Annotated in this window: 16 protein-coding genes and 1 other RNA gene; 10 read left to right on the forward strand and 7 right to left on the reverse strand. The window is 59.1% G+C overall.

The window, feature by feature from the left end:
• Positions 1–150: 150 nt before the first annotated feature.
• From FIU93_RS14575 to FIU93_RS14585, 3 genes are all read left to right on the forward strand, one after another.
• Entirely contained in the window at positions 151–843 is a 693-nt protein-coding gene (locus FIU93_RS14575; RefSeq protein ID WP_023000471.1) for a DnaJ family molecular chaperone, read from the forward strand.
• Positions 840–1,604 (forward strand): N-acetylmuramoyl-L-alanine amidase, encoded by a 765-nt coding sequence (locus FIU93_RS14580; protein ID WP_152505995.1) that lies wholly within the window; start codon positions 840–842, stop codon positions 1,602–1,604. The genes FIU93_RS14575 and FIU93_RS14580 overlap by 4 nt, the downstream gene beginning before the upstream one ends.
• Positions 1,605–2,017: 413 nt before the next feature.
• Entirely contained in the window at positions 2,018–2,617 is a 600-nt protein-coding gene (locus FIU93_RS14585) for a lytic transglycosylase domain-containing protein (RefSeq protein WP_023000473.1), read from the forward strand.
• Between the two features lie 89 nt (positions 2,618–2,706).
• On the opposite strand, the gene FIU93_RS14590 is transcribed toward FIU93_RS14585, so the two are convergent.
• A complete protein-coding gene (locus tag FIU93_RS14590) occupies positions 2,707–3,381 on the reverse strand; it encodes a pyridoxamine 5'-phosphate oxidase family protein (protein WP_152505996.1) in 675 nt (224 codons plus the stop codon).
• An 84-nt stretch (positions 3,382–3,465) separates the two neighbouring features.
• Between FIU93_RS14590 and FIU93_RS14595 the strand changes: the two genes are divergently transcribed.
• A complete protein-coding gene (locus FIU93_RS14595) occupies positions 3,466–4,938 on the forward strand; it encodes a PLP-dependent aminotransferase family protein (RefSeq protein ID WP_152505997.1) in 1,473 nt (490 codons plus the stop codon).
• A gap of 11 nt (positions 4,939–4,949) precedes the next feature.
• On the opposite strand, the gene FIU93_RS14600 is transcribed toward FIU93_RS14595, so the two are convergent.
• The 4 genes from FIU93_RS14600 to FIU93_RS14615 form a co-directional block, all read right to left on the reverse strand.
• Complete coding sequence (locus tag FIU93_RS14600; protein ID WP_023000476.1) at positions 4,950–5,600, reverse strand: 3-oxoacid CoA-transferase subunit B; 651 nt, start codon at positions 5,598–5,600, stop codon at positions 4,950–4,952.
• On the reverse strand, positions 5,600–6,253 hold the full coding sequence (locus FIU93_RS14605; protein ID WP_077292340.1) for a 3-oxoacid CoA-transferase subunit A: 654 nt from the start codon (positions 6,251–6,253) through the stop codon (positions 5,600–5,602). The genes FIU93_RS14600 and FIU93_RS14605 overlap by 1 nt, the downstream gene beginning before the upstream one ends.
• A gap of 130 nt (positions 6,254–6,383) precedes the next feature.
• Complete coding sequence (locus tag FIU93_RS14610) at positions 6,384–8,069, reverse strand: methyl-accepting chemotaxis protein (protein ID WP_152505998.1); 1,686 nt, start codon at positions 8,067–8,069, stop codon at positions 6,384–6,386.
• Positions 8,070–8,081: 12 nt separating this feature from the next.
• Positions 8,082–8,684 carry a hypothetical protein gene (locus FIU93_RS14615; protein ID WP_208993488.1) on the reverse strand — a complete coding sequence of 201 codons (603 nt, stop codon included), beginning with the start codon at positions 8,682–8,684 and terminating at the stop codon, positions 8,082–8,084.
• 416 nt (positions 8,685–9,100) lie between these two features.
• On the opposite strand from FIU93_RS14615, the gene rnpB reads away from it, so the two are divergent.
• Positions 9,101–9,523, forward strand: an RNA gene (rnpB, locus tag FIU93_RS14620) — RNase P RNA component class A.
• A gap of 12 nt (positions 9,524–9,535) precedes the next feature.
• Here the strand turns inward: rnpB and FIU93_RS14625 are convergent.
• The gene (locus tag FIU93_RS14625; RefSeq protein WP_152505999.1) at positions 9,536–11,023 is read right to left on the reverse strand and encodes an NAD(P)/FAD-dependent oxidoreductase; all 1,488 of its coding nucleotides are present in this window, start codon (positions 11,021–11,023) and stop codon (positions 9,536–9,538) included.
• 94 nt (positions 11,024–11,117) lie between these two features.
• Positions 11,118–11,564, reverse strand: coding sequence for a cupin domain-containing protein (locus tag FIU93_RS14630; RefSeq protein ID WP_152506000.1), 447 nt, complete (start codon positions 11,562–11,564; stop codon positions 11,118–11,120).
• A gap of 125 nt (positions 11,565–11,689) precedes the next feature.
• On the opposite strand from FIU93_RS14630, the gene FIU93_RS14635 reads away from it, so the two are divergent.
• From FIU93_RS14635 to FIU93_RS14655, 5 genes are all read left to right on the forward strand, one after another.
• On the forward strand, positions 11,690–12,742 hold the full coding sequence (locus FIU93_RS14635) for an AraC family transcriptional regulator (protein WP_209010130.1): 1,053 nt from the start codon (positions 11,690–11,692) through the stop codon (positions 12,740–12,742).
• Between the two features lie 414 nt (positions 12,743–13,156).
• Positions 13,157–13,624 (forward strand): cell division protein MraZ, encoded by a 468-nt coding sequence (locus FIU93_RS14640; RefSeq protein WP_023000484.1) that lies wholly within the window; start codon positions 13,157–13,159, stop codon positions 13,622–13,624.
• The gene (gene rsmH, locus FIU93_RS14645) at positions 13,621–14,661 is read left to right on the forward strand and encodes a 16S rRNA (cytosine(1402)-N(4))-methyltransferase RsmH (protein WP_023000485.1); all 1,041 of its coding nucleotides are present in this window, start codon (positions 13,621–13,623) and stop codon (positions 14,659–14,661) included. Before FIU93_RS14640 ends, rsmH begins: the two co-directional genes overlap by 4 nt.
• Position 14,662: 1 nt before the next feature.
• Entirely contained in the window at positions 14,663–15,016 is a 354-nt protein-coding gene (locus FIU93_RS14650; protein WP_023000486.1) for a hypothetical protein, read from the forward strand.
• A gap of 10 nt (positions 15,017–15,026) precedes the next feature.
• Positions 15,027–16,739, forward strand: a complete 1,713-nt coding sequence (locus FIU93_RS14655) for a penicillin-binding protein 2 (RefSeq protein WP_023014553.1) — start codon at positions 15,027–15,029, stop codon at positions 16,737–16,739.
• Positions 16,740–16,769 lie beyond the last annotated feature (30 nt).

The following is a 16,769-nucleotide window of genomic DNA, read 5'->3' on the forward strand; positions in this document are numbered from 1 at the left end:
GCGACCAGCTGAAGCACCAATGGGGACAGGCGAGCGTTGATCTGGTCAAATCCGGCCCATGCCGATAAGAGTCTGCAACGCATCGATTCATGCGGTTCACGGCAAGCTTTCCTGCCTGCCTTTTCCCACCGGCCCAGCGGGAGCTGAAGTGTGAGTGTCTGGAGTAGCCTCGGCGCTATTGTAAGTTCGATCGGAACAGGAGGGGCGCAGATCGTCGACCGTCTGGTCCAGCTCGTGCTTGCGCGGCCGGAGGGGACCAACAGTGTCGGCTTCACCGTTGCGATGATTGCGCTGTCGGCCAAGATGGCCAAGGCCGATGGTGTGGTGACCACCGATGAAATTATCGCTTTCCGCGAACTTTTCGATGTACCGCCCAACGAAGAACGCAATGTCGCCCGCCTGTTCAATCTGGCGCAGGAAGACATTGCCGGCTTCGAGGTCTATGCCAAGAAACTGGCGGATCTGTTCCCATACGACCGCAAGACGCTGCTCGACATTCTGGATGGGCTTTTTCACATTGCGAAAGCTGACGGCGTCGTCCACGAAAGCGAAATAGGCTACCTTTCCAGAGTGGCGGAGGTCTTCGGGATCGATGACCGGGAGTTTTCCAGGATACTCGCCAGACATGTGCGCAATGATGGCAACCCCTACGAGGTGCTGGGTTTGGGGCCGGAGGCAAGTGACGGGGAACTCAAGTCCCATTACCGCCGCGAGGTCCAGGAAACGCATCCCGACCGGCTGATCGCAAGAGGCGTTCCGGAGGAGTTCGTCAGGATTGCGAATGATCGTCTTGCGGCGCTGAACGAAGCCTGGGCGAAGATCTGCGCGGAAAGAGGCATATGAGCGTTGCGACTGATACCGGTGTGAAGGCCAGGGTCCATCCGTCTCCCAACCACGGACAGCGGGCGCAGGGAGCCCCTGTGGATATGGTCGTGCTCCATTATACCGGCATGCCGACCGGCGAAGAAGCCTTGCAGCGCCTGTGTGATCATCGTTCGGAAGTCTCCGCCCACTATGTCGTCAACGAGGATGGCAGCATCCTGCAATGCGTGCCGGAATCCCGCAGGGCCTGGCACGCGGGGCGCAGCTTCTGGAAAGGCGAGACCGATATCAATTCCCGATCGATCGGCGTCGAGATCGTCAATCCAGGGCATGAGCACGGCTATCAACCGTTTCCGGAGCCACAGATCGAAGCCGTTGTCGCGCTTGTTGGCGATATCTGTGCCCGTCACGGGATCCATCCGTGGATGGTCCTGGCGCATTCGGATATTGCTCCTGCCCGGAAGGAGGACCCGGGTGAACTGTTCCCATGGGATCGCCTGTCAGAAGCCGGCATCGGTTTATATGTAAAACCGTTTCCACTCGGGGCGGGTCTGCTGATGCAGGAGGGCGACAGCGGCCAGCCTGTTGAAGCGGTGCAGTCGATGCTCGCACTCTACGGCTACGAGCTGGACATCACCGGGGACTTCGACTTGAAGACACGCCAGGTGGTTGCCGCGTTTCAACGCCATTTCCGACCAGAGAAGGTGGACGGTGTCGTCGATCAATCGACCATCGAAACGTTGCATGCGCTGCTGCGCAAGCTGCCTTCCCTGTCGGCCTGATCGAACGGTCGGTATGGTTTTCTTGTGCGGTTGCGAGTTCGGACCAACGAAATAAACGCGCAGTCAACAAAATTAGTTCCCGCAACGCAGCATTTTTAGGCGGCTCTGCGCCACGAGTGGTCACAGAATTTCTTCTGATGGCCCATCCATTGCCGAATTGCTTGCTAATTTTGGCCACAAACTACAGAAAATGACTAAGAACAGCATTAAATTCCTGTAATTTTATGTAATAATTTGAAATAATTCGTGATGTATTAGCGCCCATTTTCGTCCAATAGCTCCGGCATTTCTCCCGCCTGATTTCAACGCAACGAAAACCAAAAGGGCTGGACTGAATGTTACGGTCATTCAAGACACTTACTGGGGCGCTGTGCCTTTTCGCCTATGCAACCACTCTTGCAGCACCGGCTGCAATGGCTAAAGGTACGGGTTCCGGGTCGGAGCCGATCCTCCATATCATCGACCCGGACAAGAAGAGCGAACCTGCCGAAGCCAAGCCGTCGGTCGGCTCTGGTTCCAAACCGATCCTGCACATCATTGAATCGAGCAAGCAGGAAACGCAGGAAAAACCTGCCAAGAAGACAAGAACTGCAAGCCTGACGCGCAAGGTGTCCCCGAAGCGGACGGCTGTTGTCAGCAACGACAAATACGCCAAGCTCATCCGTAAGGCCGCCGCCAAACATGGTGTGCCGGTCAAGATCGCCAAGGCAGTGGTCCAGGTGGAGAGCAACTTCAATCCGCGTGCACGCGGCAGCGCCGGTGAAGTCGGTCTGATGCAGATCAAGCCGGCAACCGCGCGTGGCATCGGCTACCGCGGGTCGACCAAGGCGCTCTATGACCCCGAAACCAATCTGGAATGGGGCATGAAATACCTTGCCGGCGCGCACAAGAAGGCGGGCGGCGACGTTTGTGGCACCATCTTGCGCTACAATGCCGGTCATTTCGCAAAACGGATGAACCCGGTCAGCAAGCGCTACTGTTCCAAGGTCAAGCAGATCCTGGCCTCCAGCTAAAAGCAGCAGGGCGGTCAGCCGTGGGCAAACTGAAAACCCCGTCGGGATTTCCGGCGGGGTTTTCTGTTTGTGTGCTGAAGGCTGTCAGCTTATGCGAACTTCCTACGGGCGGCTGGAACCGAGGCGGGAACCGGCGTTTCGGCAGGCACATCAGGTGCCGATAGAGGCTGGCCGAGTGCGGTCACCACAGGCACCACACCAGCCCATATATCGGTCCCGAGATCTTCCTTGTCGTCCACCGGTCCGCCTGTGCGGACCTTCGTGCTGACATGGTCGATATCCATGACAAGCACACCGGTTGCCTTGTGTTCCTTCGGCATCATTTCGCGGCATTCATCCCAGCGGCCAGGCAGAAGATGGTCGGTGATAGCGGCCAGGGCCTCGATCTGTTCCTGTTCGCTTTCGACAAGCCTCGCCGTGCCATGCACGATCGCGCAGCGATAGTTCATGGAATGATGGAAAGCGGAACGCGCGACCACCAGACCATCTACTAGTGTCACGGTAAGGCTCGCCGGTACGCCTTCCGCGTTTGACTTGATGATGCGGGTGGTGCTCGCTCCATGAATATAGATGCGGTCGTCGATCCGGGCATATGCCATCGGGATCACCATCGGTCGGTCTTCGTGAATGAAGCCGCAATGGGCGACAAGGCCCGCATCCAGGATGTCGTAGGCAACGGTCCTGTCGTATCCGCCGCGGTTCATCTGGCGGATCTTGGTATAACGGGGCAGATCCGCTGCCTGGCGTTTCTCCAGAGTGGCCATGGTCTCGTCTCCAATTGACTGTTTGTCTTGTGTTGTGCTGTTTGTCCGATAAATTGGCTCCAAAGAAGGTCCGGTTTTTGGAAAATGACAGAACCAGTTTTTCCTGAAGGCATCCTGTCTCTTGAGCGGTCGGCAGACGTGCCATTGGCGGAACAGATCTATCGCGGCTTTCGTGACGCCGTGCGCACAGGCTTGCTGCGGTCGGGAACAAAGTTGCCATCCACGCGGCGGTTGGCGGCGTCGCTCAACGTTGGACGCAACACCGTCAACACGGCTTATGACCTTCTGCAAGCCGAAGGTGTGATCACCGTGCGTACCGGCGCTGCTCCCCGCATTACCGAAGGGCTGGTGCTGGAAGGTGTGCAGGCGCAGCGCAAGGTGGAAGCATCCGGGCTGAAGCTGTCGCAACGAGGCAGGACATTGAGTGCCAACTTGCGCGGCGAGGGGTGGGCCTATCGCCAGGGAGGCTTGCAACCGGGTGCGCCGGCACTTGATCTGTTTCCCTACGAGGAATGGGCAAGATCACTGCGCAGGGCCGCCCGGCTCGAGCGCAGCGCGGATCTCCACTATCAGAATTTTGCCGGTCTTGAGGCGCTCAAGCGGCAGATCGCCCGGCACCTTGCGGCCGAACGCGGGGTTCGGGCTGACCCTCATCGGATTCTCGTCACCAGCTCAACACAGGCCAGTCTGACGATGCTCAGCCAGGTGCTCACTGATCCGGGCGACGACGTCTGGCTGGAAGAACCAGGCTACCTCGGCGCGCGGACGGCCTTTTCCGGGGCAGGTCTGACGATCCGGCCGCTGCCAACCGACGGCGAGGGCGCGGACGCGTCGAAGATGGCCCATCTGGATCAGCCGCCGAAGCTGATCTATGTCACACCGTCCCATCACTATCCCCTTGGAGCACGCATGCCCTTGGCGAGGCGTCTGATGCTTCTTGATGTTGCCCGTACCTGCGGCGCGGTGATCCTGGAAGACGACTATGACAGCGAGTTCCTGTTCGAGGGCAGGCCTGTGGCTGCGCTGCACGGACTGGCGGATGAGGGACAGGTTGTTTACATGGGCACGTTCGCGAAGAGCCTGCTCCCCGGGCTCCGGATTGCCTATTGCGTCGTGCCGGAGGTTCTTGTGGCCCCGCTCACCCAAACCATGCGCAATATCGGCTGTTCTGCCAATGTTCAGGCCCAGGCTGCACTCGCACACTTCATGGATTGCGGGGCCTATCAGAAGCACCTGAAACAGATCCGTCCGGTCTATCTGGAGCGAGGGACGATGCTCGCCGGCGCGTTACGGCAGAGGCTGGGCAATCGTGTGGAAGTTGCGCCTCTTACAGGCAATGTGCAGTTGACGGTCATGTTCCGGGAGCCCGTCAACGATATTGCCCTTGCAGTCGCCATGCAGGACCGCGGCTTTGCCGTTTCACCGCTCAGCAATTGTTATCTAGCCGAAGGAGGGCGGCCGGGGCTTATTGTCGGCTTTGCCGGTGCAAATGCACGGCAGATCGAGGAGGGCGTGGACGCCCTTGCCGGTTTGCTTGGTACTGGACACGCGCATTGACCAGTCTTCCTTCAAAGCCGCATGGTCGGGACGTCCCCATGTACGATCAGCGAGGCTTCTGTTGCGGAGATGACATCATCGACACTCAGGCCGGGGCCCGTTTCTCGCAGGACGAGGCCGTCGTCCGTCGGTTCGATCACGGCCATTTCCGTCACGATCAGGCTGACACGACGGCGAGCTGTCAGGGGAAGTGTGCATTCCTTCAGGATCTTGGGGTGGCCCTTGGCCGTGTGAACCATTGCGACGATCACCTGTTTGGCGCCGGCCACAAGATCCATTGCACCGCCCATGCCCGGAACCATCTTGCCCGGGATCATCCAGTTCGCGAGATAGCCACGTTCGTCCACCTGCAAGCCGCCGAGAACCGTCATGTCCAGATGGCCGCCGCGGATCAGGCCGAAGCTCATGGCGCTGTCGATGGAGGCAGCTCCCGGAACGGCGGTCACGAAACCGCCGCCGGCATCGGTGAGGTCGGGGTCTTCCATCCCTTCCGGCGGGCGGGCACCCAGGCCGATCACACCGTTTTCGGCCTGAAAGAAGACATGCACTTCCTTCGGCAGGTAGTTGGCCACCAGAGACGGCAGGCCGATGCCGAGATTGACCAGCGTACCGGCCTTGATTTCCTGTGCCACGCGCCGGGCGATGATTTCCTTGTCGTCCATCAGGCGGCCCTTTCCAGAAGATGATCGACGAGAATGCCGGGTGTTTTCACGCTATCTGGCGAAATCACACCCACGGGTACGATCGTGTGCGGTTCCGCGATAACGGTCTTGCCCGCCAGAGCCATGGTCGGGTTGAAATTGTGGGCGGTGAGGGAATACTCCAGATTGCCGACGTAGTCCGCCCGGTAGGCGGCCAAAAGGGCAAAATCGCCATGGATGGGAGTTTCCAGAAGATATTCCTTGCCGTCGACGGTGATCTTCTGCTTGCCTTCCTCGACGAGCGTGCCGATGCCGGTCGGGGTCAGGATGCCACCCAGACCGACGCCGGCCGCCCGGATGCGTTCGACCAAGGTTCCCTGCGGAACCAGTTCGACATCAATCTCGCCGGATATCATCTTCTGCTGGGTTTCCGGGTTGAGGCCGATGTGCGAAGCGATCACCCTTGAAACCGAACCTGCGCTGACGAGCTTGCCGATGCCGCGACCCGGCATGGCCGTGTCATTGGCCACAATCGTCAGGTTTCTGGTGCCTTTCGCCACGATGGCGTCAATCAACCGGTGGGGCGAACCCACCCCCATGAAACCTCCCACCAGCAGGGTGGCTCCGTCTGGAATGAGGTCCGCAGCTTCCTGCGTCTTGATCGCGTGTTTCACGAAAACGTCCCCCGGAATGAAATCCTAAGGGGACGTTAGCCGCTGGCGTCGCACAAGAGAAATGAAGTTTGTGCGACGCAGTATTTTTACCGAGACCGTGAAACCCATTACAGGGCTCGATCAAGGCTGGTTACGCTGCCCGCACCTTGCCCAGGAAGTCCTGCATGGCGTGGCGCAGTGTATTGGACTGTTCATGCAATTCGCCGACAGCCGCATTCATGTCCGAGCTCAGGTTTGCCGTTTCGCTGGCAGCGCCACTGACCTCGGAAATGGATCTCGAAACGCTTTCGGTACCCTGTGCGGCTTCGGAGACGCTGCTGGCGATTTCGGTCGTTGCCAGGTTCTGTTCTTCCGCTGCACCGGACATGGCGTGCGTGTTTTCCGAAATCTTCTGGACGAGACCGGCAACAGACTCGGTTGCTTCTGTCGAAGCATCCGCGGCCTGGCGCATTTCCGTGATCTGCCGGTCGATTTCCTCCGTCGCCTTGGATGTCTGTTCCGCGAGTGCCTTGACCTCGGATGCAACAACGGCAAAGCCCTTTCCGGCCTCGCCGGCACGGGCAGCTTCAATGGTCGCGTTGAGGGCGAGCAGGTTGGTCTGTTCGGCAATATCGGTGATCAGCTTCGTAACGTCGCCGATGCGCGAAACCACCTGCTGCACCGTTGCCACGGCTTCGTTGGATCGCCCGACTTCATGTTCCGCTTCCTGGGCGATTTCCGAGGATGATCGCACCTGTTCCGTGATTGCACGGATGGAAGCTGAAAGTTCCTCTGTCGCACTGGCAACGGTATTCACGTTGGTGGTTGCCTGTTCTGCTGCTGCCGAAACGGCCAGGGCCTGGTCCGTGGTGTTGTTGGCAATCGTTGACAGTGATCCGGCGGAACTGGTCAGCGCATCCAGTCGTGTAATCATCCCGTCGCAGATGTTGAGGACAGTTGCTTCGAAGTCGCTGGCAACCTTCTCCATTTCCTCGCGCTTGATGCGTTCGGCGTTGATGCGTTCCGCTTCAGCCTGTTGCTCAAGTTCGCGTGTGCGGATCAGGTTTTCGCGGAAGACGCCGAGCGCGCGGCCGAGAAGACCGATTTCGTCCTTACGGTCGCTGATATCAACCGTCTGAGACGTGTCTCCGGCCGACAGCTTGTCGGTTATGACGGACAGTCTCGATAGCGGCGCTGAAATCGCGATGTGATTGAGGAAGCCGAGGATCATCGCAAGCACGGTGAGGATCAGTGTGCTGGAGAGCGAGACGATCTGGACCGTGTTCAGTGACCTGTTCTGGGCAATAACCGATTTCTGCCGTTCCGCATCAACCGCGTCGGCAAGCTGTCGGCTTTGCTGCTGAACAGCTGTCAAGAGACCCGAGCTTTCCGGTGTCAGGTCAATCGCACGCGCCATGTCGACCGTCTCCGGTGTGCGCATCAGTTCGATCTGGCGTGCGGCAATCTGGCTGTACCAGGTTTCCCAACTTGATTTCAGTTCGGAGAGATGGCTTTGAAACTCAGGCAGGCTCGCGTCGACAAGTGAGCCGACTTCCGAAAACCCTGTCAGAATTTCATCGTTCAGATCCTGGGACCGGGTGAGAAGATCACGGTTGCCGGTGAGCAGAAAGGATTTCACCGACAAAGCCTGCGCTGCGATCTTTTCCGTGAGTTCAGCCGTTTCCACGTTGAGATCCGACAGGTTGTTTGCTGTCTTGACTTCATCCAGAGCCGAATTCGTCTGATAGGCACTCATGCCACCGGCCACTGCGCCGACCAATGCGAGCGTCAGGAACCCTGCGGCGATCTTTTTGCTGACGGATAGATTTTTGAACATGGTATTTCCCGCTTAGGATCCCGTACCCTGACGACGCATCAGTTCGGTCAGGTTGAATTCGACTGTTGCAGCCCCGATGGCTTTCTTGGTTTCGGGGTCAGTGATCGTCATGTTGAGCTGGGCACGCCAGATCTTGCTTCCGTCGTCCCATTCCGGTTCGTCGATGAAAACGGTTTCAGGGCCGTTCGGGAAGGTCTTTTGGAACTTGGCCTCGTCTCCCTGCCAGTAGTCGCTGGTAATCGCACTTTGCCCGACGTTCAGACCGTTCGCGTCCATGACGAAGATTTCTGGGTAGAGGCCGAGGGACCCTGCCTGAACGCGCAGGAGATAGATCGACAAGGGGGCGGACAGGGTTGCGGAAATCAGGGGCTTGTCCGCTGCCTCGCGTTCCTGTCGCCATTGGGTGTCCAGTGCGTCAATGTCTGCCTGTGAAAGTGACCCGCGCAAATTGTTTTGTGCGTTGATCGACAAGGCCACGATCGGGTTGGAAAGCCATTCGGCAACGGCTTCCACAATCTCAGGCTGGATCAACGCTTTCGCATCGGGCGGTGTTTCCGCAGCCTGGGCTGCAGTTGCCAGCATGATCGCAGGCAGGAAGACGCACAGTTGACGCATTTTTAGCTCCATGTTTGTTCCCATTACCTTCCGTCACATGGGTTTCTCATTGCTTAATATTTGGGCAATGACGGGAAAAAGTTTTTATCTTTCGAGGGGGTGGTAAAAATTTATATTGGTATTTTTTACAATAATTGGAAATGTTTTCCTCTTGTGTCGTTCCGGGGTGCCGCAGGCTTTTGGGTGCCTAGCCCGATGGCACCTTGACAGTTTTGCCAGCCTATAGCCCTGCAAGAGCTAGCTTGCGTGAGGATTGTGAAGCGTGCGAACGGGTGAGGCGGGGCGCGAAGTCGCAGCCGCCAGTAGACGGCAGGTTGGCGGAATGACACAGGACCGGGACGCTATCCCGGGAATTCGCGCAGCACGGCATCGACTGTCGCTTGACCTCGCCCGCAAAGCCTCCTAAGTCCCATGCGCCAGTCGGTCGGACAGCCGCTGCCGCAAGTGCCGAAAGGCCGCGGGGGAGGAAAGTCCGGGCTCCATGGAAACACGGTGCCGGGTAACGCCCGGCGAGGGCGACCTTAGGGAAAGTGCCACAGAAAGCAAACCGCCCCGGACAGATCGAGAGATTTTCCCGGGGTAAGGGTGAAAGGGTGGGGTAAGAGCCCACCGCGCAACTGGCAACAGCGGCGGCATGGTAAACCCCACCGGGAGCAAAACCGAATAGGGACAGCGCGAACCGGAGCGATCCGGTTCAGGCCGGTTTCCAGGCCAGTTGTCCGGGTTGGTTGCGATAGGCGTCTGGCAACAGACGTCACAGATGAATGGCTGTCACGTCCGCGTCAGGTCTCGTATCTGGCAGGGCCATACAGAACCCGGCTTACAGGCCGGCTGGCTCTTACCTTCCCTGTTCAGCCCGCTGCATATTGCGGCGTGCTGCCAAGAAATGTTCCGTAAGCTTCTGCGTTCGGGTAGGAGAACTGCTCCGCCAACGGGTTCGTGCGTTTTCGCTTGGCAGCCCCCATATCCGCCAGCAGTTCGTCGAAGTGCCGGAAGTGGAAGGGGGCAGAGCAAAGACCGCCATAGACCTGGGCAGCCGGCCGTTCCCGCCGCCGCCAGTGGAGCATCTGGTCGATGTTGCTGCGCATTTCCCTATCCGTCGGTTGATGGGTCAGTTGCCCGTCGGCATAGCGAACCAGCCAGTTGGCAATCATTTCCGCCGACAACACGGTGCAAAAACTGGAGTTGAAGCCGACAAAGCCCATGTCGGGCAGGTCCGGGTTCACCGACAAACGGTAGACCCTGTATTGCCCGTCGGGCTCTATCAGTTTGTCCCGGTATTCCTTCGCCAGATAGGGAATGCCGAGTTTCCAGCCCACGGCCAGCACAGCCAGATCACAGGGCAGTGCTTCTCCCGTGGACAGGATGACCTGGCCATTCTCATAGCGCGCGAAGGTTCCTCGAACCGGGCGGATGCTGCCCGCTTCAAAACCTTCGAAAAGCCCCGGTGTCACGATCGGCAACGAACAGGAGGCGTCCTTTTCGATCGGGATATCCGGAACCATGTCCCATTTCTTCAACTTGAGCTGAAACTTGAGCAGGGTTTCCAGCCCTCTGAAATTTGCCCAGATCAATGGCTTGAAGGCAGCAGAGACCGCTTTTGCAAGGCCGGTCCGGCCCCAGCCGTTGAACTGCTGTTCCTGGGCGCGCATGTAGAGCAGGCGTTTGAAATTGATGCCGCCGACAAAATAGGGCACGCGCCAGACCGGTTCCCGGTAGACCAGCGTGACCGATTTCGCACCGTTTCTGGCGGCGTTGACCACCAGGTCGGTCGCGGATTTGGAGCCGCCGAGGACGATCACATGTTTGCCCCGCGCCATGCTGCTGTCGGTATAGTCCGAGCTGTGCAGCACCTGGCCGCCGGCGGCCTCGAAGGCTTCTTGCCCAGGGTGGGAAATGACGTTCTTGTCCGAAAACTGGCCGGTGCAGATGGCGACGAAGTCGAAATCTTCGCACCAGGTTCTGCCGGCCGCCTCAAGTGTCAGCGTCCAGCCCGGATTGCCATCCTTGCGGCGATCCATGGACAGGACATTGGTGTTCAGCCGGAACAGGCGGCCGAGTTTGTGTTTTGTCGCATAGGCATGCAAATAGGCATGTACCTGAGGCCCTTTCGGCCATTCAGGATAGTCGTCCGGCATGGGCAGGTCGGTGAAGCGGTAAAGGTCCTTGGGCGACTGGGTCTGCACGTCCGGATAGGACCGCGACAGTTCCCAGACACCACCGAAATCGTGGCTTCGCTCGAAGCCCATCACCCGGTGCCCGCGTTCGTCAAAGGCTTTTGCAGCCGCAAGCCCGCTCACGCCGCCGCCGATTACGGCGACAGTCTTGCGTTTCGTCATTCTCGATGTCCTCTCGCCTCAGGGGGCGCCGGCAGTGTGGTATCTGCCGGCAATCCACCCCGTCACGTCAAAAGCTGGATCTGGCCGTGTTGGCTCAGGCCTGATCGGGAGGCGGCAGAAAGTCGACCTCATGCAAGGCGGAAAGCCGGACCAGTTCAGCCGGATCTGTCACGCCGTTGAGCGCGCCGAAGAGTTCGAAGAGTTTACGGGACGGCGCAACGCCGAAGACACAGGTGGCCGTCTTGCCGGACCTGTTGAAGATGCCGTGGGCTTCACCCATCGGCATGCGGATCGTGTCGCCCGCCTTTGCCTTGTGGGTCTGACCACCCATTTCGACTTCCAGCTCCCCATCCAGCATCACGATCCATTCGTCCTGGGTCGGATGTATGTGAGGTGGGACAAAGGTCTCCGCCGGAATGAGCGCATGCCAGATGAAGGCGTTGCCGCTCAGGAGTTTCGGCGTATAGGTGTGCCCGACCACATTCCAGCTGATATTGTCCAGTCCCGCGTTAGCTGCGGTAATGCCTGCGCCATCTTGCATGATTGTTCCCCTCATCGCTCATTTGGTGCGCTTTGGTCTTTCGACAGGAGAAAGGCTAAGCGCGGCTCGATGGATTTCTTTATCCAGAAAGCGAAATTACTTGGCTGGATGCAGTAAAATGACGCATGGCACACAAGGTGGCGCTTGAAAGGGCCTCGCAGCAGCGGCATGCTTCCACAATGTTGTCTCAGGCAGAAAGCAAAACGCCGCTCGATCGCTTCAAATGCTTCGAAACCACGGATGTGGACGAAGCCAGGGAAATCGTTGCCCGTCACTTCTGCAATCATCGCCTGGGGCGTTTTTCGGCATCCGACAGGTTTGATGCCTGCCAGAACCGGGTGCGTGGGCAGCATCTTTCCCTCAACTACCTGCGGTATGGCGCTGATGTGGCGATCGAGCCAGGAGAACTTGCCGAGTTCTACCTGATCCAGCTTCCAATTGCCGGCACGGCTGAGGTCCGCAATGGTTGTCGTTCCATGGTGTCCACGCCGAAGGTTGCCTCCATTCTCAATCCGGACCGGCACACAGCCATGCGCTGGCATGCCGGCTGCCAGCAGATCCTTCTTCAGATCGAGACCGGTTTCCTGCAGGAAGTTGCAAGCAGAATGGCCGGTGTGAGTGTTGGTCAGGTTCGCTTCGAACCCGAATTCAATCTTCTGTCTCGCGCGGGTGCTGCCTGGCGCCGTCGCTTGCGCGGTGTTCTGGGCGCAGTCGAGGAAGGGCGGGTTTTTCAGGGGGAAGGGAGCCCGGAACAACGCCATCTGGAAGAAGCCCTTGTCGGAGCGCTGCTGGAATTTCAGCCGAACACCGCGTCGCCGCTGCTGGAACGGCGGGAGACCGGCAGGTCACCGGCCATCCTGAAGCGTGCGGTCAGCCTGATCGGCGAGCGTTTTGCCGACGACATCAGTCTTCTGGATATCAGTACCCACGCAGGAACCTCACCCCGGAACCTTCAATTGCAGTTCCGGCAGGAATACGGCTGTACTCCGCTTCAGTACCTTCAGGGCGTCCGGTTGAGTTACGCACGGCACCTGTTGTTGTCGGAGGGGCACAGTCTGCCCGTGGCAGAGGTGGCCTACCGGTCCGGCCACCGGCACCTGGGCCGGTTCTCGGTTGCCTACCGGGAGCGGTTCGGCGAGACACCAGGGGCCACGGGGCGGGCGCTCAGGTTCGGTTGAGACACTCGCCACGAAGGCGGTTTTCTTTCTCCACAAGTCTTTCCAGATAGGCAGAAATTGCCGGTTTTCCGGGCTTCGATGCGGAAAACCTCCGTATTCCTGCGAATCCGATTCTCCAATTGTGTCAAGGCTTCATTAAGCATGTTTGCCTTAAGGTCTCTCGACGGGGTCGTGTGCGATCAAATCGAGCCGGAATCCATGAGATTCCATTGACCGCCCATGATTTCCCATGGTATCCCATAAATACCCAGAATGGGGAGCGCGGGCCCATCTCAGTAGGGTCATGGACATCGATTTAACGGTTCTGAAAGTGCCGTTTTTGCAAATTGCGTGTCCGGGCAAGTTGCCGGCCTTCCTCTCATTTGCGGGTGAACTTGGGATTTGAACGGGTGGGGACCCGTTTCGAGGGGATGAATGGCCGGCTTTGTTTCTCACTTTACCAACCGGCTGGATGCCAAGGGTCGCGTGTCGATCCCGGCGCCCTTCCGTACGGTATTGGCGAGAGATGGATTTGAAGGCCTTTATTGCATTGCTTCTTCACACTGCGCGGCTGTCGACGCGGGCGGAAACGATCTGCTTGCTGAAATCAACAAGCGCTCGGAAGCCTTTGCAAAGCTCTCTCCCGATCATGATGCACTGGCGATCGCCCTGTTCGGTGCCAGTGAAAACCCGAGGATCGATGGGGATGGCCGCATGACCATTTCCGACATGATCCGCGAACACACCGGAATTACCGACCAGGTCACCTTCGTCGGCATGAATTACAAGTTCCAGATCTGGGAACCTGAAAAGTTTCGCGAGTACCGCGCAGAGGCCCAACGGCGTGCGCTCGCGATGCTGTCGGGGCAAAGCTCCGCATCCTCTCAGGGAGAGCCGGTATGATGGCGCTCGGCGACAGAGACGTTGCTCCTGACGCTGGCGGACCCGAGCGCCATGTGCCGGTTCTCCTGAAAGAGGTTCTGGAGTGGCTTGCACCGCAGCCCGGCGAGGTGATTGTCGACGGTACTTTCGGTGCCGGAGGTTATTCCCGCGCAATTCTGGAGCGTGGTGCCCATGTGATCGGTATCGACCGGGATCCGGACGCGATTGCCGGCGGGCAGGAGCTTGTGAAGGCTTCCGAAGGCCGGCTGATGCTCGTGCCGGGTCAATTTGCGGGTCTTGAAACGCATGCCCGCGGTTGCGGTTTCGATGGTGTCGACGGTGTGGTTCTCGATCTCGGCGTTTCTTCCATGCAGCTTGATGAGGCTGATCGCGGCTTTTCATTCCTGCGCGATGGGCCGTTGGACATGCGTATGGAGCAGGCCGGGCCATCGGCTGCGGATGTCGTCAATGAGCTGCCAGTGAAGGATCTGATCCGCGTCATCGGTCTGTTGGGCGAGGAAAAGCGGGCGACGACAGTTGCGCACGCCATCGACAGGGCCCGCAAGGAAAAGCCGTTCACCCGAACCCTGGAGCTGGCGAACCTGATCGAAAAGGTGCTTGGCCGGTCGCCCAAGAAGGCACAGATCCATCCGGCAACGCGAACCTTCCAGGCGCTGCGGATCTATGTGAACGGCGAGTTGCATCAGGCGGCTGAAGCGCTGGGCGCGGCCGAGCGGATTCTGAAGCCGGGCGGACGCCTTGTGCTGGTGAGTTTCCATTCCCTCGAAGACCGTATCGTCAAGCGGTTCTTCCAGGATCGGACCCGGACCCGCGGTGGCGGATCACGACATATGCCGGAGGAAGACGTGCCTCCGGCGACATTCGAATTGTTGACGCGCAAGGCGGTGGAAGCTGCCGACGCTGAAACGGACATCAATCCGCGGGCAAGATCCGCGAAGCTTCGGGCCGGGCGGCGGACCGAAGCTGAGGCGCGAGAGCTGGACATCCATCAGGCGGGTGTCCCACGTCTCGCAGCCTTCCATGGGCTAGGGGGCTAATATGGTTCGAACGCTGAACATCGTGTTCATACTGGCGGTCGTGATCGGCGCGGCGACGGTCTATGACATGAAGCTCGCGGCGACGAAGTCTGCGGAGAAGGTTGCCGATCTGAAGCGGCAGATCGATGAGGAGCGCGACTCCATTCGTCATCTGAAGGCGGAGTGGAGCCTTCTCAACAAGCCGGACCGGCTGCAGTCCCTTGTCGAACGCTATAACGATTATCTTCTTCTTGAACCGCTTGATGTGAAGCAGATCGTGACAACGGAAGATCTCCCGGCGCGTCCTGTGATGCTGGAGCCAATCGGTGGCAGTCAGATGGGCGGCTATGCCGGCTCGTCTGCTGTGATCCAGTGAGGGCGCGGTCATGACGATGGTTAGTGAACCGGCCAGCTTCCTTCAGGTAAGACGGGCTCATCCGCGGGCGACAAGGGACTCCGTCTCCGCCAGCGCGGTCAAATCCCGTGTCTATGTGGCCATGCTTGCCTTTGCCTGCGTCTATGTTGCGATCGCGGGCCGGCTGGTCATGCTGGCGCAAATGGAAGAGGCGCCGTCCCATGCCTGGATTTCGGCGCAGGATTCCGTTGCCGCCTCCCGTCCGGACCTGATCGACAGGAACGGCGAGATCCTTGCTACCGACATCAAGACGGCTTCGCTTTACGCTGAACCGCGCCGCATCATGGATGTGGACGAGGCGGTCGAGGGGTTGATCCGTATCGTGCCGGATCTGAACGAGGGTCTCGTGCGTCGCCGTCTGGAAAGTGGCGCCGGCTTCGTCTGGCTGAAACGTGAAATGACCCCGCAGCAGGCAGAAAGAGTTCACAATCTCGGCCTGCCGGGTATCGGCTTCCTTTCGGAAAACCAGCGTTTCTATCCGGGTGGGCCGACCGCGGGCCATATCGTTGGTTCCGTCAACGTCGACAATCAGGGCCTCGCCGGGATCGAAAAATACATCGATGACTCCTGGTTGAGGGACCTTCAATCGCTTGGCTTTACGTCGGACCGTACGATGGAGCCGGTGAAGCTGTCCGTCGACCTGCGCGTCCAGCATGTCGTGCGCGATGAGCTCGTGAAGGCGATGGAACGCTACAAGGCGATCGCCGCGGCCGGTATCGTTCTGGATGTGAAGACCGGCGAAGTGGTCGCCATGTCCTCTCTGCCGGACTATGACCCGAACGACCGGGCCCAGGCCCTGGAAAAGGACCGCCTGAACCGGGCAACCGGTGGTGTCTTTGAAATGGGATCGGTCTTCAAGACCTTCACCACCGCGATGGCGCTGGATTCGGGGGCTGTTTCGATCAATGACAGCTTCGATGCGACCCGTCCGATCAGGGCAGGCGGCCGCACGATTTCGGATTTCCACGGGAAACACCGCATCCTGTCGGTGCCTGAAATCTTCATCTATTCATCCAACATCGGCACCGCAAAAATGATGCTGGCGACCGGTATTGCGCGCCAGCAGGACTTCCTGAAGCGCCTGCACCTGACTGATCGTCTGCAGACCGAGTTGCCGGAAAATGCAGCGCCGCTGCTGCCGCCGAAATGGAACGAACTAGCGGCGATGACCATCTCGTTCGGGCACGGTATCTCGGTAACGCCGATGCAGACCGCCGTTGCCGCCGCGGCGCTGGTGAATGGTGGTGTCCTGCTTCCGCCAACCTTCCTGCCGAGAAGCCCCGAAGACGTGCAAAAGCTTGGCAAACAAGTCGTTTCTCCGGAAACGAGCCGCATGATGCGTTATCTCTTCAGGCTGAACGTGCTCTCCGGTTCGGGCCGCCGGGCCGATGTCCCGGGCTACACGGTCGGTGGCAAGACGGGCACTGCGGAGAAGATCGAGAACGGTCGATATGTCAACAACAAGCGCCGCAACTCGTTCCTGTCGGCCTTCCCGATGGACGACCCGCGCTACGTGGTTCTGGTCGTTATCGACGAGCCGAAACCGGAACGCGACGGTATTGGTGCGACGGCTGGTCTGAACGCTGCGCCGATGGTTGGCGCAATCGTTCGCCGCTCGGCTCCCATGCTTGGTGTGATGCCGCGGTTCAGCAAAGGGGATGAACCAATCGAGATTTCCTATTAAGGAGACGAGTTGAGCTTTGAAAACCGGCGG

Origin of the sequence: Labrenzia sp. THAF35 (genome assembly GCF_009363595.1) — a bacterium.
GTDB classification, from domain to species: Bacteria; Pseudomonadota; Alphaproteobacteria; order Rhizobiales; family Stappiaceae; genus Roseibium; species Roseibium algicola.